The sequence below is a fragment of the Methylocystis sp. H62 genome, from assembly GCF_015709515.1.
Taxonomy (GTDB): domain Bacteria; phylum Pseudomonadota; class Alphaproteobacteria; order Rhizobiales; family Beijerinckiaceae; genus Methylocystis.
On the sequence record NZ_JADNQZ010000052.1, the window covers coordinates 108,283 to 133,566 of the forward strand.

A 25,284-nucleotide genomic window follows, 5' to 3' on the forward strand; every position below is an offset into this window, starting at 1 on the left:
AGTTATGGCTAAGGCGAAGAGTAATTAGCGTCCAGGTTGAGGTTGCTGTCGGTCTAAACTGTATGGAGGTGAAAATGGCGTCGAACAAAATTAAGGCCTTGGCGTTTACGTCCGCGATTGCAATGACGGCCGTGATCGGCTCCACGAGCATCGCCGAGGCGAGGCATTACTGCCGCGCCCATTACGGCTGGCATCGACACTGCGGCGGAACCAACTGGGGTTACGCGCGTCCGGTGCGCACCTATTGGGGTTACGCGGCGCGGCCCACCTATTGGGGTTCGTCGTATCGTCCGATGCGCTACTCCCGCTGCTACCGTCCGGGCTATTATGGCTATGGCGGCGCCAGCTATTATGGCTCCGCTTGGCCGACCTATGGCAGCTCGTATGGTTGGGGCGGCAGCCCGGGCTATTACGGCTATGGCGGCGGTGGCCTGCTTGGCGCAGGATTGGGCGGTCTCGGCGCCGGCGTTGGCGCGGGCATTGGCCTCGGCGCGGGTCTCGGAAGCGGCCTGTTTGGTGGTTGGTGGTGATCAGTTTAGCAATCTGCCGGGCCGCGTAGAGTTCGCCCGCGGAGCTAAAAAAGAGCGTCCGCTCCGACGAGCGGACGCTCGCTTTTTGAGGAGTTCCGTCGCCGCGCTCGTTCCGCTTGCGCCTCGCGCGTTCCCGCCTATAGTCGCGCGGATAACGGCGGCGGATAATGACATCTCCCCCTTCCCTTTGCATTGGAACGCGCGGCAGTCCGCTTGCGCTCGCGCAGACGCACATGGTCCGCGACTCGCTGATGCGCGCCCACGGCGGAAGCGAAGCGGATTTCCCGATCGAGATCATTCGCACGACGGGCGACCAGATCCAGGATCGGCCTCTGTCTGAATCCGGAGGCAAAGGGCTTTTCACCAAAGAGCTCGATTCAGCGCTCATCGCGGGGGCGATTGACCTCGCCGTGCATTCCTCGAAGGACCTGCCGACGCATTTGCCGAGCGAAATCGTCATCGCCGGCTACCTGCCGCGAGAGGATGCGCGCGACGCCTGGATAGCGCGCGGCGGTCTCGCGCTCGATGCGCTTCCCCCGGGCGCCGTCGTCGGAACCGCTTCGCTGCGCCGCGCCGCGCAAGTCAAGCGCCGGCGTCCAGATCTGGTGACGACGCTGCTTCGCGGCAATGTCGAGACTCGTCTGAAGAAAGTCGAGAATGGGGAGATCGACGCGACCCTCCTCGCGCTCGCGGGCTTGAAGCGGCTGGGTCTCGCCGACCGCGCGACGTCGCTGCTTTCCTTGGACGAGTTCCCCCCCGCTTGCGGACAGGGCGCAATCGGCCTCACGCGGCGGGCCGGCGACGACGCCACGCGCGATCTGCTGGCGCCGCTCTTCGACGAAGCGACCGGCTTCGCGCTCGCCGCCGAGCGCGCGTTCCTCACGGCGCTTGACGGCTCCTGCCGCACGCCGATCGCCGGCCATGCGCAGGTTCGTGGCGCCGAATTATCGTTCGTCGGCGAAGTCCTGAGAGCCGACGGCGCGGAAGCCTATGTCGTGCGCCGCCGAGGCCTCGCCATCGACGCCGCGCTGATCGGCGCCGCCGCCGGCAAGGAAATCCTGCTGCGCCTGCCGCATGGCGTCGCGGGGCTTATGTGAATCTTGTTCTGGTGCTGCGCGCGGCCGAAGACGCCGCGCGCACGGCGGGCAAGCTGCAGGCGCTGGAGTGTGCAGCCGTGCTCTCGCCGGTGCTGGAGTTCGCGGCCACGGATGCTGTCATTCCCCCTGGGGATTATGACGCCGTCATCGTGACCAGCGCGAAAGGCGTCGAGTTCGCAGGCGATGCACGCCAGCTCGGCGCGGCGCCGCTGCACGCTGTTGGCGAGAAAACCGCCGAAGCGGCGCGCGCGCTTGGCTTCCACCCAGATATTGTCGCCGGGAGCGCCGAGGCCATTCTTCCGCATCTTCTCGAACGCTACCAGCGTCCGACGCATTTCCTTTATCTTGCCGGGCGCGACAGACAGCCGATTCTGGAGGCGGGCCTGCGCGCCGCGGGCCACAAGGTCCACACGGTCGAAGTTTACGAAGCGCGGGCGGCTCAATCGCTGACCGCCGAGGCCTTAGCCGCCATCCCCGCGCGGCGCGTCACCGCCGCCCTGCACTATTCCCGGCGCAGCGTGGATATCTTCCTGCAGCTCGCGCAGGCCGCCAGCGTCGCCGATGCGTTACGCGACATGACACATGTCGCGCTGTCGGAACATGTCGCGGCGCCGCTTCGACGCATCGGCTTGGCGACGCTCGTCGCGGCAAAGCCGGACGAAGAACATCTTCTGTCGCTTCTATCGACTCAGCTGCGCAAGAAAACGCCCTGACCGTTCGCGTTGAAATAGTCGATGACGACAGAGATCGCCTTTTCGCCGCTACGAGAAAACCTTACCGGACTGACTCCGCAGGCGTTTTCTCCCGGAGGCTGAAAGGTGAAAATGTCGCCTGAATAGTGACGCAGCGGATAGGGCGTTGGGATCGGGCCCAGCGTCAGCGAAAGCCCGTCGGCCGTTTCGACGACCCCGATGGGTCCGTAAAGCTCATTGCGGTAGGCGCCGACATATGTCGCGCGCGACGCGCGCGCCGGCGCGCTGGCGAGCGGTTTTGCGTAATCGGCGTCCCGACCGTATGTGGGGACCGCCATCTGCGCAAAAGCCTCGCCAAAGAGCGCGAACCAGTCCCGTTCGATCTTCCCCGTCAAGACGATATCGAGGAAGCTGCGGCAGATGGTTTCTGGCGCGCCGACCGGCGCGGAATTGCTGAGCACGACAATGCCGAACCGCTCCGCCGGCATGACATAGACGCAGGTCGAAGCGCCAAGAGAGAATGCGCCCGAGTGACTCCAGCGCACCCGCGCCGGACCGCCATAGTCGATGTCCCAACCCAGGCCGTAAAAGGTTGGTCCGCGCATCGGGTCATGGGCCGGTCCCGTGGCGATCTGCGGGAAATGCGTGTCCGCGAGCGCCTCCGGCTTGATGATCTCGCGGCCGTCGAGGGCGCCGCGTCCGAGCTGCATTCTTACCCATGTCGCCATGTCGCGCGCCGACGCCGACGCGCCGCCCGCCGGCGCCTGCGCGTCGGGATTTCGCTGTTCGCCGACCACCCATCTGTCGCCGCGACGGACATGGCCGAATGCGCGGTTCCTGCGCGCGGCGAAATCGGCGTGGCGCGAACTGGCGTTCGCCATGCCAAGCGGCCTGTAGAGATGTTCGTCGCAAATATCTTCCCAGGACTTGCCTGCAGCTTTCGCCGCCGCGAAACCCGCCGCCGAAAACCCCATATTGTTGTATGCGTAGTGCGTGCGAAAGCTGGTGTCCGGTTTGATGAAGCGCAGCCGGCGAATGATTTCGTTGCGGCCATAGCCGATGTCTTCGACAAGGTCGCCGGCATGGTCGGGAAGTCCGCTGCGATGGCAGAACATGTCGCGCAGCGTGATCTCGCGCGTGACCCACGGATCGCTCATCGCGAAATCCGGCAGGCTTCGCACGATCGGATGATCCCACGAAACAACGCCTTCTCCGACAAGGCTCGCGACAGCCGTCGTGGAGAGTGGTTTGGAAAGCGAAGCGAGCTGGAAGACCGTGTCGGCGTCGACGCGTTCGGCCGCGCCGGCGCGGCGCACGCCGAATCCTTTCAAATAGAGCACGCGGTCGGGCGAAACGACGGCGACCGACATTCCCGGCACGCCGGTTTTTTTCATTACATCGACGACGAGCCCGTTGAGTTCATTCAGATGTTTTTGGGTCGGCTCGCGAAGGGGCGACGGTTTGGAATTGGCCTTGGCGAGCGCTGTGGGGGACAGCAAGCCGAACCCTGACGCAAGCAGCGCGGATCGTCTCGTGAAAGGCATATTGGCTCTCCGCTCGCGCTTCTTGCGCAACAATAGCGCTGAATCAATTCTCCGCCAGCGCCCAGCCGATCAGCACCATCACCGGCCCTACAATAGTCTGGCCCGCCACTCGTGAAGGCAGATCCGAAATCGTGCCCTTGACCACCCGCTCGTGCGGCGTGGACGCGCGTTCAATGAGGAAGGCTGGCGTATCATGCGACATGCCCTCCTGCAGCAGACGACGCGACAATTCCGGCAGCGTGCGGTTGCCCATATAGACGGCCGTCGTGGCGCGTTCGTCGGCGAGCGCGCCCCAATCGAAGTCTTCGGGAAATTCGCCGTCCTTCGTGTGTGCGGTGATGAATTGCAGACGCCGCGCCGTCTCCCGGCTGGTCAGCGATGCGCCGATCGCAGCGCCGCCGGCGCAGGCGGCGGTCACGCCGGGCACGATCTCTATGGAGAAGCCTGCTTCGCGCAGCGCGGCGATTTCCTCATTGGCGCGGCCGAAGATGAGCGGGTCTCCGCCTTTCAGCCGCACGACATTCTTGCCCTCGCGCGCGAGCTGGACAAGCAGAGCGCTGATTTCTTCCTGGCGCACCGAGGGCGCGTAGCCGCGCTTTCCGACGTTGATGCGGGTCGCTTCACGGCGGGCGAGATCGAGAATGCTGGCCGGAACGAGGTCATCGAAGAGCACGACGTCGGCGCCGGCGAGCGCGCGCATGCCCTTCAGCGTCAGCAGCTCCGGATCGCCGGGCCCTGCCCCGACGAGCGTGACGCGTCCGCGCGCCGTGGCCTCGGCGCCGGCGCGCGCCTCTTCGATGAGCGCCGCGCGGTCGTCCTCTTGCGGCGCGCGCTCGATGTCGCGGAAGGCGAGCCGCGTGAAGCGCCGCCAGAAATCGCGCCGGGCCAGAAAATCGAGACCAGACGCGCGCACGAACGGCCGCCAGGCCTGTGCCGCGCGCGCCCAGGCCTGAAACGTCGCTGGCACTAGCGTCTCGATTCGGCCGCGCACCGCCTGGGCGAAAACCGGCGATGCGCCGCCCGTCGAAACGCCGATCACGAGCGGTGAGCGATTGACGATGGCGCCCATGATGAAGTCGCTGAACGCAGGCCGATCGGCAAGATTAAGCGGCACCCCGGCCGCGCGCGCCCACTCGTGGGCCTGACGCGCGAGCGAATCGTCCTCGATCGCGCCGAGCGCCATCGCCGCGCCGGCAAAATCTTCCGGCGCGACGGCGCGCGCGTATATGGAGACATTGTCGCGCGCCGCTCCGATCTCGCGAAGCTTGTCACAGGGCGCAGGCGCAAAAACGTCGACCAGCGCGCCGGTCGCCGCGGCCAAATCGACCTTCCAGGCCGCCGCTTCGCCGCCGCCGACGACGAGCACGCGACGCCCGGCAAGGGCGTAGAACACCGGCAGAGTCGCCAGCGGCTGCATCAGATCGGCGGATATTTCGTCGGGCTTGCGGGTCACGGCGCCCTAGGTGCAGGACCAGCGGGCGCGGCGCAAGAGCTTTAACCCGGCGCCGCACGTTTGCGCGGCGTCGAGTTACGGATTTCACAGGCCCCAAAGCCGGCCATGCAAGCCAATCCGCGGGCCGACGATGTTTCGCCGGCTAGAACCTCGCATTGACAGTGACATAGGCCGAGCGCGGGGCGCCGGGCATGATGTTGTTGTTGTTGTGCGCCGATGCGTAGTAGTAGGCGCCGGTGAGGTTCTCGATGTTGAGCTGGCCGGAAATATTTTCCGTCACCTTCACAAAAAGCGCGCCGTCAAGGCGCGCGTAACCGGGAATGATCACCCTGTTATCGAGAGACGGATAGAAGCTCGAAGCATAGATCACGCCGGCGCCCAATCCGAGGACGCCGGGACCCCCGCCAACGAACGAAGACAAATCATAACGGTTCCAATACGAGAATGTGTTTCTTGGCACCGACGGATTAACTTTGCCGACATCCGTCAGGAAGGGCTGCCGCGGATTGAAGGCGGAATTGGTCGACACAACTCGCGCGTCCTGGTGTCCGTATCCGAGCGAGACCTGCCATTCGTCGGTCACATTGCCGGTGAGTCCCAGTTCGGCGCCTTGCGTGCGCGTATTGGCGAGAACGGAAGTCAGCGCAGTTAGCGTCAACGCCTGGTTCGAACGGTTCAGCTGATAGATCGCGCCCGTGAACAGCAGCGTCGGCAGGAGCTGCGCCTTGAAGCCGAACTCGATATTTTCGAAGCCCTGCGGCGCCAGACTCGCGGCCGACCTTGGCAGCTGATTGAACTGATCGCCCGACTGCGGCAGGAACGAGCGCGAATAGGTTCCATAGAAAGAGACGATCTCCACGGGTTTGAAAATCAGACCGAATCTCGGCGACCACTTGTTATCGAGGCGGCTCTGGTTTTCGAAGGTGATCCCGTCGTTGAACCTCATATGGAAGCTGTCGAACCTTACGCCGGCGAGAACATCGAAATATTTGGTCACCTCGATCTGGTCCTGGACATAGGCGGAGCCAATGTCGAGGTTCGTGTTCCAGCGCCGCGTCGCCGTATCAAAGTAATTGTCGAAGAAGACCGGAGCGTAAACCGTCGGAGCCCAGAACGGAGTCGTCAGCCTTCGTGGCCCGTTGAACGGATTGTTGAACCGCGAGATGTCTCTTCCCGTAAAAGACCATTGATTGCCAAACTCCGTACCCACCAGCAGCAAGTGGCGGATCTCGGGAGTCATAGCGAATTTATAGGTCAAGTCCGTCTGGTTAAAGACATTGCGTCGCGGCGTCGGCGCGAGGTAGCCGTCGAGTCTCGCGGCGCCCACCGGCGTGATCGTAATCGGGCTTAGCCCGTTCAGCGCCGGATTGAGTTGTTGCGACAACTGTCCCAGCGTCTGATCCGGGAATGTGTTCTGATATAGCTTGTCGTAATTCGCCCAGGCGAGCTGATTGCGGATGTTCAAACCGAACTCGGTCGTATGATCGATCACGAGAGCGGCGCGGTCCATGTTGATTCTGGAGTAGTTCACGTCACGCACGGACGGATTGCCGACGCCGAAGAAAGCCGAACGCGGGGTTGGCAGCGGATAGCCCGGATAAATGTTCTCGCCGAGGAACTGGAACCCGCCGAATGACGGCACGCCGCGATCCACCGTGCGCCGATCGCGGAAATGCTCGTAATTGAACAGCACGAAGGTGTTCTCAAAAGGCTTCCACGACAGCGCCGGATTGACTCCCCAGCGCTCGAGTTTGTCGAAGTCACGATAGCCGTAGGAAAGTTCGTAGAGGGCGTTAAGACGCACGGCGATCGTGTCGGTGATCGCCCGCCCAAAGTCGGCGGTGACACGCTTGCGGCCGAAGCTGCCGGTGACGAATCGCAGATCGTTTATCGTTTCACCGTCGGCCTTCTTGGTGACGCGGTTGACCACGCCGCCGCCGCCGCCGCGGCCGAAGATCAGCGCGCTCGGGCCCTTGAGCACTTCGACCGCCTGGATGTTGTAGAGATCGCGATAATATTCCGCGTCGTCGCGCACGCCGTCGATGTAGAAATCCGCGGTCGTGTTTTGCCCGCGAATAGTGATCTGGTCGCGGTTACGCTCGCCCTGCGCCACCGTTACGCCCGGGACATAGGCCAAGGCGTTTTCCAGCGCGAGACTGTTGCGATCGTCGAGCTGCTGTCGTGTCAGAACGGTGACCGACTGGGGTATGTCGAGGATCGGCGTGTTGGTCTTCGTCGCGGTTGAAATTCTGCCTGCGAAGTAGCCATGAACGTCGGTCGGGTTGCGGCCGACATTGGCGACGGCCGCAGCGAAGGCCGCGCTGCCCGCGCCGGTCGAGGTCGCTCCGACAGACCCGCTCGAAACGGTAGCCCCTGTGACCAAGGCGGAGCGCACGGGCGCGACCCGAGCGCTGCGTCGTGCGCCTCCAACGTCGATGGGCGGCAACTTTTGGGCGCCGCTCGCGGAGCGCGCCTGCGAAGCGACAGGTTTCGGCTTCGCCTGCGCGACCGCACGGGGTTTCTCCGGCGGCGCCTCGACTCGTATCGGTGGCAGGGGCCCGGACTGGGTTTGCGCAAGAGCAGGAAGCGTGGGCGTCAGCGCGGCCGCAAGAGTCAGAGCGCCGACCGAGGCCGCGCCTGTCATCCGGTCAAACGCCCCAGCAAGGGAGGAGAGCGTCTGTACTGACAGGGATTGCTTCTTAATCATGTCTGCCCCTTCCGCGCGGCTCAAGACGCGACTAGGCAATGGTTAAGGTTTGTCCTTAAAAACTGTCAATTACGACAAGGGGCTAGCATGGAAGGCTTCCAAGTAATGTTTCTGATTGTAACGGAGTGTTGCTGAATTACGACATTAAAACGATTTTTAGCTGGAACTCTTTCAAAGATTAAATCGTCACTTTTATTGACTGTTGTATTTTAGACACAGCCTGAACCTCGCGTCTCGCGCCTGATTCGTCTCCTTATGCGAGAGCGCAAAAAAAAAGGCGGCCCTGAGAACAGGACCGCCAAAACGTCATGTCAGATGAAGCGCGCTTACTTCTTCTTGCCGTCGGGTCCGAACTGAACGAGATAGGCCCACACGTTCTCCTGGTCCGCATCATTGGGCAGGCCCTGGAAGATCATCTTGGTGCCGGGGATCTTGGCCTTGGGATTCTTGATGAACTCCTTGAAGCTGGCCTCGTCCCAGACGATGCCGGAATTCTTGTCAGCCTCGGAATAGTTGTACCCCTCGACGGAGCCCGCCTTGCGGCCGTCGAGGCCGTTGAGTTGCGGCGCGACGGCGTTCTTGGCGGTTTCACCGACCTGATGGCAGGCTTTGCACTTCGCGAAGATTTTTTCGCCCGCAGCTGGATCGCCAGCGGCGAGAGCCTGGCCGGCGGATGCGGCGAAAGCGACGCTCGCGGCGAACGTCAGCAGGGAAATTGTCTTCATCCTTGTTCCTTTCCTCTTCCCGGCGTTCGCGTCGCGCCCGCCCTTTTTAAAAATGCGCCCGGCCAAATACGGCGCCTCGCCGGCGCTCTTTAGACCGGTTGGAAACTACAACGAAGCCGGCGTTCAAGACAACTACGCCGGAGTTTACGTTCACTGCTCGGGACATTATCCCGGAAGCGGTGAACGCCCGCTGAACCCGAAACTTAAGTAACGCGCCGAAGCGTCAGATTGACGCGCGCGCCAAGCGCTGCGAGCGCCGGCGGCAAAGGCGCGCCCATCGTCGGCAATATCCTGTCGACGCCGTGGTAGCGCATTCTGGCGGGTCCGGAGAGGACGAGCGCGTCTCCGGACGATAGCGTCAGGGCGATTGCGCCGTCGCCGCGCCGCGTTCCGCCAAGCTTAAAGCGGCAGTCGGCGCCAAGCGACACAGAGAGAATCGGCGCGTCGAAATCGGATTCATCCTTGTCCTGATGAAGGCCCATGCGCGCCGTTGCGTCATAGACGTTCACCAGACAGGCTTCCGGCAGCTTGTGATAATGCGCGAGTTCGTTCCACAAGTCTAAAAGCCTTTGCGGCATCGCCGGCCAGCGATTCCCGGTTCCTGGATGGCGCGGCTCGTAGCGGTAGCCCCGTTCCTTATCGCTGACCCAGCCAAGCGTGCCGCAATTCGTCATACGCACCGACATCGGGGCGCCGGTCTTCGGCATGGTCGAGACATAAAGCGGCGCGGCGGCGATGACCTTTGCGATCTCTTCAGCCAGGGCCGCCTGCGCCGCAGCGTCGAGAAAGCTCGGATAATGGAACGCGCCGGGCGCGATTTCGGGCATGAAGCGACATGTGGCGCCGAAATGGCGTTTCGTCCATTACTGTCGGGACGCCGACTGCGAACGCGAGCGAGAACAGAGCGGCTGAAGAGAATTGCGCTAAGCCAACAACACAGTCTTCGACGCCACCGTCGAATCGGCGTTGAGCTGATAGATGATCGGAACGCCGGTCGTGAGCTCGAGGGTCGTCACGCTCTCGGGCGTCATCTGTTCCAGAACCATGCAGAGCGCGCGCAGCGAATTGCCATGCGCCGCGACCAGCGCCCGTTCGCCGCGCATCACCGGCGGCAGAATGCGCTGAACATAAAAGGGCACGACCCGCGCGACGGTGTCCTTCAGGCTCTCGCCGCCTGGGGGCGGCACGTCATAAGAGCGTCGCCAAAGATGCACCTGCTCTTCGCCCCATTTGTCGCGCGCCTCGTCCTTGTTGAGCCCGGAAAGATCGCCGTAATGGCGCTCGTTCAACGCGCGATCCTTGATGGTCGGGACGTTCGTCTGGCCCAGCTCCTCAAAAATCAGATCGATCGTGTGTTGCGCGCGCAGCAAAGCGGAAGTGAAGCCGACGCTGAACAGAATATCCCGCTTCTTCAGCTCGCGGCCGGCGCGGCGCGCCTCTTCGATGCCGAGCGGCGTCAAATCGGGGTTTTTCCACCCCGTGAAAAGGTTTTTGGCGTTCCACTCGCTTTGACCGTGGCGTACCAGAACGAGAGTGCGATTCATGCTCATAAATTCTCGTCGATATCAGGCGCCGGAAAGGCCAAGCACGTCGGCCATCGAGTAGAGCCCCGGGGCCTTCTCGCGGGTCCATAGCGCCGCGGCCAGGGCGCCGCGGGCGAACACGCCCCGATCCTCGGCGCGGTGCGAGAATTCGATGCGCTCGCCGGCTCCGGCGAAGACGACCGTGTGATCGCCGACGACCGTGCCGCCGCGCAGGCTCGCAAATCCGATCTCGCCGATCCGCCGCGGACCTGTCAAACCATCGCGCCCACGCGCGCTGTTCTCGCCGAGATCGATTCCGCGACCATGCGCGACCGCCTCGCCGAGCAGCAGCGCCGTTCCTGAGGGCGCATCGACTTTGAGGCGGTGATGCATCTCGACGATCTCCGCGTCCCACGCCGGTCCAAGCGCGCGCGCCGCGCGTTCGACAAGCACGGCGAGGAGATTGACGCCAAGGCTCATGTTGCCGGAACGCACGATCGCCGTTTCGCGCGCGCATTCCGCGATGGCGGCCAGATCTTCGTGAGACAGTCCGGTCGTGCCGATAATGTGCGCCACCCGCGCTCCCGCCGCCGCCCGAGCCATTTCCACGCTGTTGCTCGGCGACGAAAAGTCGACGATCGCGTCGGCGTCGGCGAGCGCGGCCGCGACGTCGCTCGTGATCGGCACGCCGTTCGGCGCGCCGGCGCCGCTGTCGGCGCCGAGCGCCGCAGAGCCGGGACGCTCCAGAGCGGCAGTCAGTCGCACGCCCAAAGTGTCGGGAATAATATGGGTCAGCATCCGGCCCATGCGGCCTGCCGCGCCCACCACCACCAAACGCAGTTCGTTCATCTTCAGTCGCCCTCGCCTCTCGCAGCTAAGCAGCTTCGATTTGGTTCTCGTGACGCGTCAATTCCCTATACAGGGGAGGCGCCGCGATGAGAAGCGCGCAGCTTGGACCCGGGCGTCGGACGCTGCCCGAACGGGCGGTTATTTGGCTTGGGGACGGAAGCTTTTGACACGCGCCGGATCAGTCTCGACATAGGCGGCGCCGATAAGATCGAGACAGTAAGGCACCGCCGGCATGACGGCGTCGAGACAGAGTTCGATCGCTCTGGGCTTGCCCGGCAGATTGATCACCAGACATTTGCCGCGATGGGCGGCCAATTGTCGCGACAGGATCGCCGTCGGCGTCTGCGCCAGCGAAACCTGTCGCATCCGCTCGCCAAAGCCGGGCAGCTCGCGCGGGCAGGCCGCGAGCGTCGCCTCGGGCGTCAGATCGCGGGGGCTCGGGCCTGTGCCGCCGGTTGTGACGATGAGGTCGCAACCGACAGTATCGGCCAGGTCGATCAGCGTGTCGCGCACGCTTTCCAGCCCGTCAGGGATGATCCGCCGCTCGATGCGGAAGGGCGTCGTCAGCGCGGCGCGCAGATAGGCCTCGATCGCCGGACCGCTCTCATCTTCGTAGACCCCCGCACTGGCGCGATCGGAGGCGGTGACGACGCCGATGATCGCGGCGCGCTTTTCGTCTGTCATTGGCGAGTCTCCCGGCGCGCATGTTTGCCGCCTCCGCTCGCTCTTGTCACGCTCCTTCGCCGCAGCGCTTAAGCTAGTATAGACTGCACAAATATCACTCAAAAGGCAACTATGCAAAGACATATAGCGCCAAAAAATTGAATAAATCTACTAAATATCGAGAATATTGTGCGCTGCGACGAGCATATATGCCTTGATATTGGCAGCACATATTTTGCCACAATTCGCTATTAACTAATTTGTCTTCGCCTCCATTCAGACGGATGGAAACTGTGCGCTCGACGAAGCCAACGCGCTCGTCAGCATCCTCCACGCATTGTGCGTAAACGGAGCAATCCTGAATGAATCGTATCTGTGGCGTACTGACGATCCTTGCACTGACGACCGCGCCGGCTCTGGCGCATCACCATCACGCCTCCCGTCCTTCCTCGCACCAGGCCTCTCACCAGGCCTCTCACCATGCCTCGCATCACGCGGAGGCTTCGCAGGGCTTCACCGCCAACGCGTCATTCTACGGCGGCGGCCCGCGCCGCTACGAACCCAACAGCCACACCGCCAATGGCGAACTGTTCAACATGTGGGACATGACCGCGGCGCACCGGACCCTGCCGATGGGCACGCGTCTGCGCCTGACCTACGCCGGGCATTCGGTGGTCGTGCGCATCAATGACCGCGGACCGGCGGTCTGGACGGGGCGCAGCCTCGACGTCTCGCGCGGCGCGGCGACCCAGCTCGGCCTCATCGAACGCGGCACCGGACAGGTGCGCGTCGAGGTCATCGGGAAGAGCTAAGCTATTTAAAGCGCCCGGCTTCGGCCGGGCGTTTTCCACACCTGTCTTTGACATATAGACATATAATTGTTATGTCACTCGTGTGATCGAACGAACCACCGTCCGCCTTCCAGAGGATCTTCTGCGTCGTGCGCGAAAGAAGGCGGCGGCTGACGATCGCACTTTGACGTCGATGATCGAGGAAGGGCTTCGCCTCGTCCTTGCAGGAGAGCGTCCCCCGGCGCCGGCGGCGGCGCGCTATGCGCGGGTCAGTCGAGAGACTGGGGGGCCGGCGGCTGGCGTTGATTTTCCCAGAATGCGCGACATCGATGAGCAGGATGACGTCGAGCGTCTCGCGCGCCTCAAATCGCAAACTGGCGGCTCGGAAAATTGAATCTCGCCGACGTCAATGTGCTCGTTGAAGCATTCCGTAGCGATGCGCCGCGACATAGAGCCTGTCGCAAATGGCTCGACGACGCTTTCGATCGCCGCGCGCCTTTTGCAGTATCACGGCTCGTTTTGAGCGCAGTCGTGCGGGTTACGACCAGCACGAGGTTCTATCAATCGCCGAGCGCGCTTGACGAAGCCTTTGGCTTTTGCGCCGACATATTGGCGCAGCCCAACTGCCGTCTCGTTGAGCCGGGCGACAGCCACTGGCGCATATTCGAGCGTTTGTGCATCGAGACAAACACGCGGGGGCCCATGGTGACCGACGCATGGTTCGCCGCGCTCGCCATCGAGTGGGATTGCGAGTGGATCACCCTCGATCGCGATTTCGCGCGCTTTCCCGGCCTGAAATGGCGGATGCCTTAAAGCGCTCTACTCCCGCACATAAATCTCCGCGCCCTTTTCCAAAAATTCCGCGCTCTTTTCCGCCATGCCCTTCTGGCGTTCGATCTCTTTCGCCTCCTCGCGCAGATCGCGCGTGATCTGCATCGAGCAGAATTTCGGCCCGCACATCGAGCAGAAATGCGCAACCTTGTGCGCCTCTTTCGGCAGCGTCGCGTCGTGGAATTCGCGCGCCGTGTCGGGATCGAGTCCGATCTCGAACTGATCCTCCCAGCGGAAGTCGAAACGCGCGCGGCTCATGGCGTCGTCGCGTTCGCGCGCCGCCGGATGGCCCTTGGCGAGATCGGCCGCATGCGCCGAGATGCGATAGGTGATGACGCCGGTCTTGACGTCGTCGCGATCCGGCAGGCCGAGGTGCTCTTTAGGCGTGACGTAACACAGCATCGCGGTGCCGAACCAGCCGATCATCGCCGCGCCGATGCCTGACGTGATGTGGTCGTAGCCCGGCGCGATGTCGGTGACGAGCGGGCCGAGCGTATAGAACGGCGCTTCGCCGCAGACTTTGAGCTGCTTGTCCATATTGGCTTTGATCTTGTGCATCGGGACATGGCCGGGGCCTTCGATCATCACCTGACAGCCTTTGTCCCAGGCGATCTTCGTCAATTCGCCAAGAGTCTCCAGCTCCGCGAATTGCGCGGCGTCATTGGCGTCGGCGTTGCAGCCGGGGCGCAGACCGTCGCCGAGCGAGAAGGACACGTCATATTTGCGCATGATGTCGCAAATCTCGTCGAAGCGTTCGTAGAGGAAGCTCTCCTTATGCTTCGACAGGCACCAGCGCGCCATGATCGAGCCGCCGCGCGAGACGATGCCGGTGACGCGATTGGCGGTCAGCGGCACATAGGCGAGGCGAACGCCCGCATGGATCGTAAAGTAGTCGACGCCCTGCTCCGCTTGCTCGATCAGCGTGTCTTTGAAAACTTCCCAGTCGAGCTTCAGCGCGTCGCCGCCGACCTTTTCCAACGCCTGATAGATCGGCACGGTGCCGATCGGCACGGAGGCGTTGCGGATGATCCAGTCGCGGATGTTGTGAATGTTGCGGCCGGTGGAGAGGTCCATCACCGTGTCGGCGCCCCAGCGGATCGCCCACACCATCTTTTCGACCTCATCCGCAACGGAAGAGGTGACGGCCGAATTGCCGATGTTGGCGTTGACCTTCACCAGGAAATTGCGGCCGATGACGACCGGCTCGAGCTCCGGGTGATTGACATTCGCCGGAATGATGGCGCGGCCGCGCGCGATCTCCTCGCGCACAAATTCAGGCGTGATGAATTCGGGAATGGCGGCGCCAAAGCTCTCGCCGTCGGCGATGCGTTCTTTCGCGACATCGAGCGCGCGCTCGCGGCAGAGGTTCTCGCGATGCGCGACATAAATCATTTCTTCGGTAATGATCCCCGCGCGGGCGAACTCAAGCTGAGTGACGGGCTGTGCGCCGGCCGCCCGATGAAGCCCGCGCTCTGCCGGGCAAGGCGGCACGAGGCGCTCGCCTTCGGCGAAGCCATTGTCTTCGGGTTTAACGCCACGTCCTTGGTAGGTTTCGAGACCTGTGCGCGTCGCGAGCCAGGGACGCGCAGCGGGAAGCCCCGCTGAAAGGTCGGGCGTGAAGGATGCGCAGGTATAGGGTCCTGAAGGGTCGTAGACCCGAAGCGGCGGCTCGCCCGAGGATGGGTCGAGCGCGATCTCGCGATAGGGCACGCGAATGTCGTCGCGTCCCTTCGGCGAAGAATAGACCTTGCGCGATTTTCCGATCGGCCCAGTGGTGACGCTCGCCGGCATGCGCTTGTCGTGAATGTTCATGATCGCGCTCCTTCATCGCGCTTCTTCAAGGGAAGCGGACGCTGAGTCAGGAAGACGAAGGAGGGATGCGCTATCACTGCGGCGACGCGAGGCGCGCGCCGTTCGCTCTTTCGCTGGCCTTCCCTACGCCGGCATGACCCGGATCAGGTTCGACGGGTGCTTCTCAGCCGCGTTAGCGGCGCCCCTCGCCATTAGGGAAAAATTACCGCGTTCCCGCGCGTGTCGCAAGTTCGCGTGTTGCAAGTTCGCTCGGCGATGCGGGCAGCCCATGCGCCGGCGAGCATCGACGCGGAGATTAAGGTATGGGGCGTGACGCTCGTGAGAAGGCGCCGGGGCTGGCCAAATGCGGGAGGGCGGCCCGGGCCCCCGCTGGGCGGACTTGCGCGTGCAAACTCGTCGCATAAGCCGGGCTCAAGCTGGGACGTCAAGAGAGTCCTCACCCGGAAAAGCGCTTGTGTTGCAAAGACGTAACAGAGCCAAAAAATCGATGCATGTGAACGCGAAATCGCGCCTTGCGGCAAGAGAGTCTGGTAACTGTAAAGCAATATTAACAGGTCGACGCTCGGCGCGACAGGCGAAGGCTCGCGATCGCGGGGCGCTTCGGGACTCGCAGATGACAAAACTGATCTCGCGCAGCTTTCTCTTCACGGCGATGACGGTCGCGGCCCTCTCGCCCTCGCTCTCCTTTGGCGCCGACGGCTATTTCCTGACAGGCTATGGTCCGCGTCAGAGAGCCTTGGGCGGCGCCGGCGTCGCCGACTCGCGAGACGCAATGGCCATGTCGATCAACCCGGCTGGCATTGTCGGACTGGAACGGATGTTTCAAGTCGGACTCGGCGTAAGCCTGCCCGAGCGCGGCTATTCGACCGTTGGGCAGCCGGTGGTCCTGGCGCCTGGCGATGTCAGGAGCGGTCGACCGATCTTTCCCGTGCCAAACGGCGCCTATGTCCAGCCGATCGACGCAGAGTCTGCTTGGGGCCTCGCTACCTACGGCAACGGCGGCCTCAATACCACCTATGACATTGGGCACTTCAAGCCGCCGGTCAAAGCGGGCCCGGGAGGCATTATCACTGTCGCTCCGACGTTTGGCGGCGTGCTCGGCGGCGGCGCGGCCGGGCTCGACCTCCAGCAGTCCTTTATGAGCGCCACCTACGCCAGAAAATTTGGTTCCATCACTATTGGATTTTCGCCCACGATCGCTGTTCAGATGTTGAATGTGCAGGGACTGAAAATCCTCTCCCCCTACTCCTCCAACATGTACAACTTTTCCGACATGGCCTACGATTGGTCGGTCGGGGGCGGCGTCCGCATCGGCCTCGAGTGGCGCGCGACGGATGAACTGCGCTTTGGCTTCTCCGGCACGACGCCCATGTTCATGACCAAATTTCAGAAATACAGAGGACTTTTAGCGGACCAGGGCAGTTTCGACATTCCGGCGAACGTGATCGCCGGCGTCGCCTATGACGTGCTGCCCAACCTCACGTTGATGGCTGACTGGAGACACATCTTTTATTCAGCGACGACCGTAGGCAATCAAAGCTTTCCCATTTGGTACGGGTCATTCGGTTCATCCGGCGGTCTTGGCTTCGATTGGCGCGACACCGACTCCGCGTCATTGGGCGCCGAATGGCGCGCCACGCCAAAGCTGGCCTTGCGCGTTGGCTACCACTACTCAACTGTCCCGGGTAGAGACCGCGCCGCCACGCTTGCGGCGCTGGCGCCGGCCGTCGCCGCTCACTCCGTCACCGGCGGCTTTGGCTATCAGTTGACGAAAAATTCGTCGATCGACTTCGCCGCCATTTACGACTTCAAAAATTCGGTCAGCTACGCCGAAAACAATCCCTTTGTCGGCAGGGCGTTCTTTCCCGCGATTTCACTGAACGTTCCTCCCCACTACAACCCAAACGCCACAATCACCGCCTGGGGTCGCGCCACCCAGTTCACGGTCGGCTACAATTACAAATGGGATGCAGGCGATACTTCCTGGATTCCTAGTCATTTCTGAAAACTAGCGCTCCCTGACGGCCGCAGCGATCGGCGCCGCCTGGCGCGCCTCCTGAACGGGAGGCGCGTTTTTTTTGCGTCTCGCCTCAGCCGACGACGATCTTTGGCGCCGCGCGTGTTTTCTGCGTTTCGAGCAGCGTTTTCACCTTCGACGCGAGATTGAGATAGACGGCGGCCTGCGGGCTGTCGGGCTCGGCGCCCACGATCGGACTCCCGGCGTCCGAGGTTTGACGGATTTTGATGTCGAGCGGCGCCTCGCCCAGAAAAGGCACGCCCATCTGCTCGGCGTCGCGGCGCGCGCCGCCATGCGCGAAAATTTCCGAGCGCTCGCCGCAGTGGGGGCACAGGAAGTAGCTCATGTTTTCAATGACGCCGAGGATCGGCGCCTCGACTTTCTGGAACATCGCCACGGCGCGGCGCGCGTCGATCAGCGCCAGATCCTGCGGCGTCGAGACGATCACCGCGCCGGCGAGCGGCACCTGCTGCGCGATGGTGAGCTGAACGTCGCCGGTGCCGGGCGGCATGTCGATGACCAGCGCGTCGAGTTCGCCCCAGGCGACTTCGCCGAGCATTTGCGAAATTGCCTGCGACACCATCGGACCGCGCCAGACCATCGGCACGTTCTCGTCGACAAGAAAACCCATCGACATGATCTTCACGCCATAGGCTTCGAGCGGCGCGAGCTTGCCGCCTTCAACCTTGGGTTTGCCATTCAGGCCGAAAAGCCGCGGCATCGAGGGGCCATAGACGTCGGCGTCAAGCAGGCCGATACGCCAACCCTGAGCGGCGAGGCCGAGCGCGAGATTGGCCGACGTGGTCGACTTGCCGACGCCGCCCTTGCCCGAGGCGACGGCGACGATGAAGCGGATTTTTTCGAGCGCCGGAATTCCGGCTTTTTGCTGCGGCGGCGGCGCGCCGGGGCCATGCGCATGGGCATGGGCATGGGAATGTGCTTGAGCCCGAGGCGCCGGCGCCTCGGGGCGCGCGGCGCGTTCGGCCGTCAAGGTCACGATCGCCTGCTCAACGCCCGGCGCCGCCTTGATCGCGCGCTCGGCCGCGACTCGCGCCGCCTCCCAGGCCTGCGTCTGGCTCGGATCGCCGGCCAGCGAAACGAAGGCCTTCGCGCCCGACAGATTGACGCCGCTTACCGCGCCGGCGAGCGGCGCTCCACCCGGCCCGTAGAGCCCTTCCAGAGCCTTCAAAATGTCAGCTTCCGTCGCCACGCGCCCGCTCCTTGCCTGTTTAGAGCTGTTCCAGGCAAGCCATATGCCGCGATTAGGGGCGCGCGTCCATCGGACGGCCGCAACAATCGCCCTCCTTCTGCACGGGCGGGCATGGAACGTCGCCATAGGAGCAGAACACGCAGCAGTCTCCCGTCTTTGGCGTCAGCCGCGCGCCGCAGCCGGCGCAGACATGCACGACGACGCATGCGTCCTGCGGCATATCGAGCGTTTCCGCGCGCGCGCAGTGCGGACAGGTGAGGGTCGACTGTAATTGCACCAACCACCTCGGGGTTATTCCCTCTCCCGCTCGCGGGAGAGGGAATCCGCGCTATTCACGCGAACATCATCGCCGGATGTTCGATGACATGTTTGAATTCCGCCAAAAGCTCGGCGCCGAGCGCGCCGTCGACGGCGCGATGATCGCAGGACAGCGTCACGCTCATCATTGTCGCCACAAGAGGCGCGCCGTTCTTAACGATCATGCGCTGCTCGCCCTGCCCGACCGCCAGGATCGTCGACTGCGGCGGATTGATCACCGCCGTGAAACTCTGCACGCCATACATGCCGAGATTGGACACCGCCGACACGCCGCCTTCATATTCATGCGGCTTCAGCTTGCGCGCGCGGGCGCGTCCGGCGAGTTCCTTGATCTCCTCGGAAATCTCGCGAACCGATTTCGCCTGCGCGTTACGGATGATTGGCGTGACGAGCCCGCCGGGGATCGACACAGCGACGCCGATATCCGACGATTTATGGCGCAGCAACGCGTCCGGCGTGTAGGTGACATTCGCCTCGGGCTTGCGCTGCAGGGCGATCGCGAGCGCCTTGACGACGTAATCATTGACCGACGTCTTCCATGTCGGTTTGCCATCCGCCCCGAGCGGCGCGGCGGCGTTGAAATCCTCGCGCAGGCGCAGCAGCGCGTCGATCTCGCAGTCGACGTTCAAATAGAAATGCGGAATGGTCTGGATCGATTCCGTCAGCCGGCGCGCGATCGCCTTGCGCACATTGTCGTGCGGGATTTCCTCGTAGGAGCCGGCCTCGTAGAATTTGCGCGTCGCGTCGGCAGAGGGAGCTGATGCGAGCGGCGCCGCCTTGGTCGTCTCTCCGCGCGCGAGCGCCGATTTTACATCGCGTTCGATGACCCGGCCATGCGGCCCGGAGCCTTGCAGCGCCGTGAGATCGAGACCGCCCTCCTTCGCCAGACGGCGCGCGAGAGGCGAAGCGAAGATGCGCGGCGCGCCAGTGTCGGGAGTGACGAGCGCCATCACTAAGACCTGTAAAGGACGGCCTTCGCCGCCGTGATGACATCCGCCACGCTCGGCAAAGCGAGCTTTTCGAGATTGGCGGCGTAGGGCATCGGCGTGTCCTTGCCGGTGACGCGCAGCACCGGCGCGTCGAGATAATCGAAGGCCTCTTGCTGCACGCGCATGGCGATCTCGGCCGATATTCCACACTGCGGCCAGCCTTCTTCGATCGCGACGCAGCGGCCGGTCTTCTTGACGGACTCGATGATCGTCGCCGTGTCCATCGGCCGCAGCGTGCGCAGATCGATCACCTCGGCGTCGATCCCCTCCTTGGCGAGCTGTTCGGCGGCCTGCAGCGCATAGGTCATGCCGATCGAGAAGGAGACGAGCGTCACGTCCTTGCCCGGCCGGGCGATGCGCGCCTTGCCGATCGGCAGGACGAAGTCCTCCAGCGCCGGCACTTCCGACGTCTTGCCGTAGAGAATCTCATTTTCGAGAAACACGACCGGATTGTCGTTGCGGATCGCCGCCTTCAACAGGCCTTTCGCGTCGCTGGCGTTTGACGGCGAAATCACGATCAGCCCCGGCACCTGCGAATACCAGGCGGAATAATCCTGGCTGTGCTGCGCGGCGACGCGCGCCGCCGCGCCGTTCGGTCCGCGGAAAACGATCGGACAGTTGATCTGTCCGCCGGACATGTAACGCGTCTTCGCCGCCGAATTGACGATGTGGTCGATGGCCTGCATCGAAAAATTGAAGGTCATGAATTCGAGGATCGGCCGCAATCCGGCGAAAGCCGCGCCGACGGCGACGCCGGCGAAGCCATATTCGGTGATCGGCGTATCGACGACGCGCCTCGCGCCGAACTCCTGCAGAAGACCCTGCGTAATCTTATAGGCGCCCTGATATTCGGCGACCTCTTCTCCCATCACGAAGACGTTCGGATCGCGCCGCATCTCTTCGGCCATGGCGTCGCGCAAGGCTTCGCGCATGGTCATCGACACCATCGTCGTGCCTTCGGGCACCTCCGGGGCGACGGTCGCTGATGGTTCCTTGGCGACGCTCGTCGCCTTGGGCGCGGGCGTCGCGGCCTCGACAGCGGCTTTCGTCGCCGCCTTATTGGCTTCGCCGGGTTCGTCCTGCGGCGCGGTCTGGCCCGGAACCGGTGGCGCGGCTTCAGCCTGCTTTTGCGCCTTGTCCTCTTCGCCGACGCGATCGACCGGCGCGTGGTCGGCGGTGTCGGCGACTTCCTCGCCCTCCTCGGCGATCACCGCGATCGGCGTGTTGACGGCGACATTCTCGGTGCCGCCGGGAACGAGGATGCGCGCCAGCACGCCCTCATCGACCGCTTCGACCTCCATCGTCGCCTTGTCGGTCTCGATCTCGGCGATGACGTCGCCGGCTTTCACCGCGTCGCCTTCGTTCTTGAGCCATTTGGCGAGCTTGCCCTGTTCCATCGTGGGAGACAGCGCGGGCATGAGGACATTCACGGTCATTCAATCAATCTCTCACGCCAGCACGTCCGTCCACAACTCGCTCGGATCCGGCTCCTTGTCCGCAGTGGCGAAATCCGCGGCTTCGGCGACGATCTTGCGCGCATTGGCGTCGATCTTCTTGAGTTCGTCCTCGCTCATGCCGTCGGCGATCAGCCGCGCGCGGACTTGCTCGATCGGATCGTGCTCCTCGCGCATCTTCTGGACTTCTTCCTTGGAGCGGTATTTCGCGGGGTCGGACATCGAGTGGCCGCGATAGCGATAGGTCTGCGCCTCTATGAGATAGGGACCCTTGCCGGCGCGGCACCATTCGATCGCCTCGTCCGCCGTCGCCTTGACGATGCGCACGTCCATCCCGTCGATCTGCTTGCCCGGAATGCCGAAAGCCGCGCCGCGTTTGGAGAGGTCGATTTGCGCGGAGGCGCGGGAAATCTCCGTGCCCATCGCATAACGGTTGTTCTCAACAATGAAAACGACCGGCAGTTTCCAGAGCGACGCCATGTTGAAGGCCTCGTAGACCTGGCCTTGGTTGGCGGCGCCCTCGCCGAAGAACGTGAGAGATACGCGGCCGTCGCCGCGATAGGCGTTGGCGAAGGCCACCCCCGCGCCGATCGGCGCCGGCGCGCCGACGATGCCGTGCCCGCCGTAGAAATTCGCTTCGCGCGAGAACATGTGCATGGAGCCGCCCTTGCCCTTGGAATAGCCGCCGCGCTTTCCGGCGAGCTCCGCCATGACGCGCCTGGGCTCCATTCCCGAGGCGAGCATATGTCCGTGGTCGCGGTAGCTCGTGGTGAACTGGTCGCCGTCGCGCGCCGCCATCTTGACGCCGACGACGACGGCTTCCTGGCCGATGTAGAGGTGGCAGAATCCGCCGATGACGCCCATGCCGTAAAGCTGTCCGGCCTTTTCCTCGAATCGCCGGATGAGCAGCATGTCGCGAAAGGCGGTCAGCTCCTGCTCGCGGGAGAAAGGGGGAATCGTTGACGCGCTTGCTGAAGCGACGCCGCTTTCCTCGACCATTTCACCGCTCCCGTCGCTAAGCTTTGCTGTGCAGCATAATCGAAGACGCCGGCGAAAACGAGCGCCTCGCACTGCCGTTCAATTTGGGGAGCGCGCTAGCGCGTGTCGAGTTGCGACTGGAGTTCCTCGGCGAAAGCGGCGATTCTTTTGGCGTTCACGCCAAAGTCATGGCGTCCGTAACGCGACGCCGAGCGCAGATCGATGCGCGTCTGGCCGGGCAGCGGCTTGAAGCGGACGGTGATGTCGTCGTCAAATCCCATGACGAGCGTTTTGTCGATGAAATCGATGTGGCCGTCGCCGCTGCGCCCGCCCGGCGGCCGCTTGTCGACGAGCGTCCAGCCGCGGGCTTTGGCCGTTTTCAGCACCAGAGCATAGGCCTCGTCCGTATCGAGATCGACGACGATCGGTTCGACGTCGGGATAGGCCGGCCGCTGCGCCTCCCGCGCGCGGGACGGCAGACCCGGAGGCTGGAAGCCGCTGCGCGCCTCGAAGGCGGCTTTGGAAAAGGAGAAATAGGGAGGATCGGCGACGTCCGTCGAAATGTCGGAAAGCACCGGCAGACGCACCGCCTCGAAAGCCAGATAGGCGGGGTAGCCCAGCGTCAGCGCCGCGATGAAAAACGCGGTCGCCGCCGCGCCCGCCCCGCGCCGTCCTGTCCGCCAAATCACGTTGCAGGCGGCGCAAAACAAGAGCAGCGCGATCAGCGCCAAGGCCATGGCGCCGCCCAGCGAGGCGAGCGCCGACGCCGGATCAAGGGCGCCAAGTCGCCCCAGAAGGATCGCCAAAATCGCCACAGTCGCGGCGAAAATCGCGAACCGTCGGCTCCACAGCGCGACTTTCGACCAGGGCTCGGGCGGAAGATGACGTCGCATCGGTTCAAAGACTCGCGTGACCGCCGCCAAGGGGTCAAGGGGCCAAGGGCCCAAGGGGCGGCTTGGGCGCATTTTTCGCAATTTCACGGCGAATGCAACGACTCTCACGCATTTGAAAAAAAGTCGGGCGAACGCCGCCTCGGTCCCCGTTCGTTAGCGGCTCGTTAACTTGCGAAGGCCAATCCTAGGAAAACGTCCCTTGAGTTCCCTCCAGTCGTCGAGCGCGCCCATGTCCGACAAGTATTCCGTCGAGTTCAACGAGCCCCAATCCGGCGGCCATCCCCATGACCTTCTCGCGCGGCTTTACCGCGAGATCGGCATTTCCGCCGTCGCCGCGGCGCTGGAAGTCGAACAGTTCGCTCAGCAGCCGACAGCCACGGTCGAGCGCCTCGACGAGCGCCGCCTGCCGGCAGTGCTTCTGGGCGACGAACTCGCCGCCTAAGCTGGCGCTCACGGCCGCCGCTCGCCGGGCTGCTTCCTTGTGGCCCCGGACCCCTATATGCTTCGGGCAGGAGGACAACGCCATGCGCAAGGCCGTCGCCCTATTCCTGCTCATCGCCGTCGCCACTGTTGGTCTGACAACCGCCGCCGCTGCTGACGTGCGCGTGCGCGGCGCGCATGCCCGGGTTCACCGTGTCGCGCCGCCGCCGCCATATACTGACGACGGCTATTTCTCCGATTATGTGACCGGACCGACGGGAGCGCCAACGCCCGTCATGCAAGTGCCGGGCTCAACCAGCGTCATCACCCGAAAGATGATGGACGACTTCCAGTCGCGCAATCTCTGCGACGCGCTGCGGCTCGCGCCGGGGGTCAGCAGCGGAGGCTGCTAGAGGATCGCCGGCATTCGGATTTATCGGCTTACGTCGGCCATCCAGTCGACATGCGTCAGTCGAAGAGTTCAGGGCGGCGAAGCTGCAACGCCTGAACGAGCACGAGCGTTTTCATGTCGACGACGCCGTCCGCCGCCATCAACGCGGCGAGTTCCTTGAGGCCCAGTTCGACGACGCGAACCTCTTCGTCTTCATGCGCGACCCCGCCGCCGTCGCCGACGCGATCCTCGGCACGGTATTCGGCAAGATAAAGCGCCATGCGCTCGGTCGAAACGCCCGGCATCGACCAGGCGGTCGCGACATGCTCAAGCGCGCCGAGCCGCAATCCGCCTTCTTCGAGCGCCTCGCGTTTTGCCGTGGCGGCCGCGTCATCTTCGCGCTCGACGAGACCGGCGATCGCTTCGAGCGACTCCGTCGCGCCGACGGCGATCAGCGCCGCGGCGCGCAGCTGCGCCACGAGCAGCGCCGTCTTGCGCAGGGGATCGTATGGCAGCACGGCGGCCGCGCAGCCATGGTCCTCGACATCGCGCAGCAAGATCTTTCCGTCGGGCATGCGGATGGTCGCGATCGACATGGTCGCCCAGCGCTGGTGCGTGCGTTCGAGTTTGATGACGGAAGGCTTCATGGGGAACTTAATCTGTCGCCGCTATCTGAAATTGAATAGACCAAAAAAAGGGGCAAGAGCGCGGCTCCTGCCCCTGTTGTCTCAGCGCGCGGCAGCGGTCACTCGATGATGCTGGCGACGACGCCGGCGCCGCATAGGAATGCGGTTGATCGCATTCCGTCGTCGCATCGATCATTCAATGATCGATGCGACCACTCCAGCTCCAACCGTTCGGCCGCCTTCGCGGATGGCGAAGCGCAGCTTCTCCTCCATGGCGATCGGCACGATCAGCGCGACTTCCATCGTCACATTGTCGCCCGGCATCACCATCTCCACGCCCTCGGGCAATGTGACGATGCCGGTCACGTCCGTCGTGCGGAAGTAGAATTGCGGGCGATAGTTGGTGAAGAACGGCGTGTGGCGGCCGCCCTCTTCCTTGGTGAGGATATACGCCTCTGCCTTGAACTTCGTATGCGGCTTCACCGAGCCCGGCTTGCACAGCACCTGGCCGCGCTCGACGTCCTCACGCTTCGTGCCGCGCAGCAGGCAGCCGACATTGTCGCCCGCCTCGCCCTGGTCGAGCAGCTTGCGGAACATCTCGACGCCCGTCACCGTCGACTTCACCGTCGGACGGATGCCGACGATCTCGACTTCCTCGCCCACCTTGATCACGCCGCGCTCGATGCGCCCCGTCACCACCGTGCCGCGGCCCGAAATCGAGAACACGTCCTCGACCGGCATCAGGAACGGCTGATCCTTCGGACGCTCCGG

The 25,284-nt window shown here is 63.6% G+C and carries 26 protein-coding genes and 1 riboswitch; of the genes, 9 read left to right on the top strand and 17 right to left on the bottom strand.

All coding sequences use genetic code 11. The annotated features are described in order from the left end of the window. Positions 1-74 precede the first annotated feature (74 nt). The 3 genes from IYY11_RS10325 (at position 75) to IYY11_RS10335 (ending at position 2,340) form a co-directional block, all read left to right on the top strand. Positions 75-530, top strand: a complete 456-nt coding sequence (locus tag IYY11_RS10325; protein ID WP_246719840.1) for a hypothetical protein — start codon at positions 75-77, stop codon at positions 528-530. A 167-nt stretch (positions 531-697) separates the two neighbouring features. Then, positions 698-1,627, top strand: a complete 930-nt coding sequence (hemC, locus tag IYY11_RS10330) for a hydroxymethylbilane synthase (RefSeq protein WP_196403773.1) — start codon at positions 698-700, stop codon at positions 1,625-1,627. After that, positions 1,624-2,340 carry a uroporphyrinogen-III synthase gene (locus tag IYY11_RS10335; RefSeq protein ID WP_196403774.1) on the top strand — a complete coding sequence of 239 codons (717 nt, stop codon included), beginning with the start codon at positions 1,624-1,626 and terminating at the stop codon, positions 2,338-2,340. Before hemC ends, IYY11_RS10335 begins: the two co-directional genes overlap by 4 nt. On the opposite strand, the gene IYY11_RS10340 is transcribed toward IYY11_RS10335, so the two are convergent. The 8 genes from IYY11_RS10340 to mog all read right to left on the bottom strand — a co-directional run bounded on the left by IYY11_RS10340 (position 2,316) and on the right by mog (position 11,804). Then, a complete protein-coding gene (locus IYY11_RS10340) occupies positions 2,316-3,863 on the bottom strand; it encodes a serine hydrolase (protein ID WP_196403775.1) in 1,548 nt (515 codons plus the stop codon). The genes IYY11_RS10335 and IYY11_RS10340 overlap by 25 nt on opposite strands. Positions 3,864-3,906: 43 nt before the next feature. After that, positions 3,907-5,316: a siroheme synthase CysG gene (cysG, locus tag IYY11_RS10345; RefSeq protein ID WP_196403776.1), complete on the bottom strand. Its 1,410-nt coding sequence runs from the start codon at positions 5,314-5,316 to the stop codon at positions 3,907-3,909. Between the two features lie 142 nt (positions 5,317-5,458). Continuing rightward, entirely contained in the window at positions 5,459-8,023 is a 2,565-nt protein-coding gene (locus tag IYY11_RS10350; protein WP_246719842.1) for a TonB-dependent siderophore receptor, read from the bottom strand. Positions 8,024-8,349: 326 nt separating this feature from the next. Further along, complete coding sequence (locus IYY11_RS10355; protein WP_018408347.1) at positions 8,350-8,748, bottom strand: cytochrome c-554; 399 nt, start codon at positions 8,746-8,748, stop codon at positions 8,350-8,352. 203 nt (positions 8,749-8,951) lie between these two features. Then, on the bottom strand, positions 8,952-9,575 hold the full coding sequence (locus IYY11_RS10360) for an alpha-ketoglutarate-dependent dioxygenase AlkB (protein ID WP_196403777.1): 624 nt from the start codon (positions 9,573-9,575) through the stop codon (positions 8,952-8,954). Positions 9,576-9,671: 96 nt separating this feature from the next. Continuing rightward, on the bottom strand, positions 9,672-10,298 hold the full coding sequence (locus tag IYY11_RS10365) for a 2,3-bisphosphoglycerate-dependent phosphoglycerate mutase (protein WP_196403778.1): 627 nt from the start codon (positions 10,296-10,298) through the stop codon (positions 9,672-9,674). A gap of 15 nt (positions 10,299-10,313) precedes the next feature. Continuing rightward, complete coding sequence (gene dapB / locus IYY11_RS10370) at positions 10,314-11,120, bottom strand: 4-hydroxy-tetrahydrodipicolinate reductase (protein ID WP_196403779.1); 807 nt, start codon at positions 11,118-11,120, stop codon at positions 10,314-10,316. 138 nt (positions 11,121-11,258) lie between these two features. Further along, complete coding sequence (gene mog, locus IYY11_RS10375) at positions 11,259-11,804, bottom strand: molybdopterin adenylyltransferase (RefSeq protein WP_196403780.1); 546 nt, start codon at positions 11,802-11,804, stop codon at positions 11,259-11,261. Positions 11,805-12,145: 341 nt separating this feature from the next. On the opposite strand from mog, the gene IYY11_RS10380 reads away from it, so the two are divergent. From IYY11_RS10380 to IYY11_RS10390, 3 genes are all read left to right on the top strand, one after another. Continuing rightward, positions 12,146-12,595, top strand: coding sequence for a septal ring lytic transglycosylase RlpA family protein (locus IYY11_RS10380; RefSeq protein ID WP_196403781.1), 450 nt, complete (start codon positions 12,146-12,148; stop codon positions 12,593-12,595). Between the two features lie 163 nt (positions 12,596-12,758). Continuing rightward, positions 12,759-12,968 carry a hypothetical protein gene (locus IYY11_RS10385; protein WP_196403782.1) on the top strand — a complete coding sequence of 70 codons (210 nt, stop codon included), beginning with the start codon at positions 12,759-12,761 and terminating at the stop codon, positions 12,966-12,968. Next, on the top strand, positions 12,965-13,387 hold the full coding sequence (locus IYY11_RS10390; RefSeq protein WP_196403783.1) for a type II toxin-antitoxin system VapC family toxin: 423 nt from the start codon (positions 12,965-12,967) through the stop codon (positions 13,385-13,387). The genes IYY11_RS10385 and IYY11_RS10390 overlap by 4 nt, the downstream gene beginning before the upstream one ends. A gap of 6 nt (positions 13,388-13,393) precedes the next feature. Here IYY11_RS10390 and thiC read toward each other — a convergent pair whose 3' ends face one another. After that, positions 13,394-15,217: a phosphomethylpyrimidine synthase ThiC gene (gene thiC / locus IYY11_RS10395; protein ID WP_196403784.1), complete on the bottom strand. Its 1,824-nt coding sequence runs from the start codon at positions 15,215-15,217 to the stop codon at positions 13,394-13,396. Between the two features lie 102 nt (positions 15,218-15,319). Further along, positions 15,320-15,413: riboswitch (TPP riboswitch) on the bottom strand. Between the two features lie 417 nt (positions 15,414-15,830). On the opposite strand from thiC, the gene IYY11_RS10400 reads away from it, so the two are divergent. Further along, entirely contained in the window at positions 15,831-17,222 is a 1,392-nt protein-coding gene (locus IYY11_RS10400) for an OmpP1/FadL family transporter (RefSeq protein ID WP_196403785.1), read from the top strand. Between the two features lie 85 nt (positions 17,223-17,307). Here IYY11_RS10400 and IYY11_RS10405 read toward each other — a convergent pair whose 3' ends face one another. The 6 genes from IYY11_RS10405 to IYY11_RS10430 form a co-directional block, all read right to left on the bottom strand. Then, positions 17,308-18,444, bottom strand: a complete 1,137-nt coding sequence (locus IYY11_RS10405) for an Mrp/NBP35 family ATP-binding protein (RefSeq protein ID WP_196403786.1) — start codon at positions 18,442-18,444, stop codon at positions 17,308-17,310. A gap of 52 nt (positions 18,445-18,496) precedes the next feature. After that, positions 18,497-18,721 (bottom strand): GDCCVxC domain-containing (seleno)protein, encoded by a 225-nt coding sequence (locus IYY11_RS10410; protein ID WP_210331311.1) that lies wholly within the window; start codon positions 18,719-18,721, stop codon positions 18,497-18,499. 55 nt (positions 18,722-18,776) lie between these two features. Beyond that, on the bottom strand, positions 18,777-19,712 hold the full coding sequence (locus IYY11_RS10415; RefSeq protein WP_196403788.1) for a 2-oxo acid dehydrogenase subunit E2: 936 nt from the start codon (positions 19,710-19,712) through the stop codon (positions 18,777-18,779). A 2-nt stretch (positions 19,713-19,714) separates the two neighbouring features. Beyond that, on the bottom strand, positions 19,715-21,187 hold the full coding sequence (locus tag IYY11_RS10420; protein WP_196403789.1) for a pyruvate dehydrogenase complex E1 component subunit beta: 1,473 nt from the start codon (positions 21,185-21,187) through the stop codon (positions 19,715-19,717). Between the two features lie 12 nt (positions 21,188-21,199). Further along, positions 21,200-22,204, bottom strand: a complete 1,005-nt coding sequence (gene pdhA, locus IYY11_RS10425) for a pyruvate dehydrogenase (acetyl-transferring) E1 component subunit alpha (protein ID WP_196403790.1) — start codon at positions 22,202-22,204, stop codon at positions 21,200-21,202. 95 nt (positions 22,205-22,299) lie between these two features. After that, positions 22,300-23,076, bottom strand: coding sequence for a DUF1499 domain-containing protein (locus IYY11_RS10430; RefSeq protein ID WP_196403791.1), 777 nt, complete (start codon positions 23,074-23,076; stop codon positions 22,300-22,302). Between the two features lie 229 nt (positions 23,077-23,305). On the opposite strand from IYY11_RS10430, the gene IYY11_RS10435 reads away from it, so the two are divergent. After that, positions 23,306-23,518, top strand: a complete 213-nt coding sequence (locus IYY11_RS10435; RefSeq protein WP_196403792.1) for a hypothetical protein — start codon at positions 23,306-23,308, stop codon at positions 23,516-23,518. Positions 23,519-23,600: 82 nt separating this feature from the next. Beyond that, positions 23,601-23,909, top strand: a complete 309-nt coding sequence (locus tag IYY11_RS10440) for a TonB-dependent receptor plug domain-containing protein (RefSeq protein ID WP_196403793.1) — start codon at positions 23,601-23,603, stop codon at positions 23,907-23,909. Between the two features lie 55 nt (positions 23,910-23,964). On the opposite strand, the gene IYY11_RS10445 is transcribed toward IYY11_RS10440, so the two are convergent. Next, entirely contained in the window at positions 23,965-24,534 is a 570-nt protein-coding gene (locus tag IYY11_RS10445; RefSeq protein WP_196403794.1) for an NUDIX domain-containing protein, read from the bottom strand. A gap of 171 nt (positions 24,535-24,705) precedes the next feature. Beyond that, a partial coding sequence (locus IYY11_RS10450) for an EF-Tu/IF-2/RF-3 family GTPase (protein ID WP_246719844.1) occupies positions 24,706-25,284 on the bottom strand: 579 nt, incomplete at its 5' end.

Excerpts from the sequence above, each read along its gene's own strand:
- IYY11_RS10350 (WP_246719842.1), bottom strand. The coding sequence starts at position 8,023 with ATGATTAAGAAGCAATCCCTGTCAGTACAGACGCTCTCCTCCCTTGCT.
- pdhA (WP_196403790.1), bottom strand. The coding sequence starts at position 22,204 with ATGGTCGAGGAAAGCGGCGTCGCTTCAGCAAGCGCGTCAACGATTCCC.
- IYY11_RS10365 (WP_196403778.1), bottom strand. The coding sequence starts at position 10,298 with ATGAGCATGAATCGCACTCTCGTTCTGGTACGCCACGGTCAAAGCGAG.
- IYY11_RS10400 (WP_196403785.1), top strand. The coding sequence starts at position 15,831 with ATGACAAAACTGATCTCGCGCAGCTTTCTCTTCACGGCGATGACGGTC.
- IYY11_RS10360 (WP_196403777.1), bottom strand. The coding sequence starts at position 9,575 with ATGCCCGAAATCGCGCCCGGCGCGTTCCATTATCCGAGCTTTCTCGAC.
- IYY11_RS10445 (WP_196403794.1), bottom strand. The coding sequence starts at position 24,534 with ATGAAGCCTTCCGTCATCAAACTCGAACGCACGCACCAGCGCTGGGCG.
- IYY11_RS10340 (WP_196403775.1), bottom strand. The coding sequence starts at position 3,863 with ATGCCTTTCACGAGACGATCCGCGCTGCTTGCGTCAGGGTTCGGCTTG.
- IYY11_RS10380 (WP_196403781.1), top strand. The coding sequence starts at position 12,146 with ATGAATCGTATCTGTGGCGTACTGACGATCCTTGCACTGACGACCGCG.
- thiC (WP_196403784.1), bottom strand. The coding sequence starts at position 15,217 with ATGAACATTCACGACAAGCGCATGCCGGCGAGCGTCACCACTGGGCCG.
- dapB (WP_196403779.1), bottom strand. The coding sequence starts at position 11,120 with ATGAACGAACTGCGTTTGGTGGTGGTGGGCGCGGCAGGCCGCATGGGC.
- IYY11_RS10355 (WP_018408347.1), bottom strand. The coding sequence starts at position 8,748 with ATGAAGACAATTTCCCTGCTGACGTTCGCCGCGAGCGTCGCTTTCGCC.
- mog (WP_196403780.1), bottom strand. The coding sequence starts at position 11,804 with ATGACAGACGAAAAGCGCGCCGCGATCATCGGCGTCGTCACCGCCTCC.
- IYY11_RS10430 (WP_196403791.1), bottom strand. The coding sequence starts at position 23,076 with ATGCGACGTCATCTTCCGCCCGAGCCCTGGTCGAAAGTCGCGCTGTGG.
- IYY11_RS10415 (WP_196403788.1), bottom strand. The coding sequence starts at position 19,712 with ATGGCGCTCGTCACTCCCGACACTGGCGCGCCGCGCATCTTCGCTTCG.
- IYY11_RS10420 (WP_196403789.1), bottom strand. The coding sequence starts at position 21,187 with ATGACCGTGAATGTCCTCATGCCCGCGCTGTCTCCCACGATGGAACAG.
- IYY11_RS10440 (WP_196403793.1), top strand. The coding sequence starts at position 23,601 with ATGCGCAAGGCCGTCGCCCTATTCCTGCTCATCGCCGTCGCCACTGTT.
- IYY11_RS10435 (WP_196403792.1), top strand. The coding sequence starts at position 23,306 with ATGTCCGACAAGTATTCCGTCGAGTTCAACGAGCCCCAATCCGGCGGC.
- hemC (WP_196403773.1), top strand. The coding sequence starts at position 698 with ATGACATCTCCCCCTTCCCTTTGCATTGGAACGCGCGGCAGTCCGCTT.
- IYY11_RS10325 (WP_246719840.1), top strand. The coding sequence starts at position 75 with ATGGCGTCGAACAAAATTAAGGCCTTGGCGTTTACGTCCGCGATTGCA.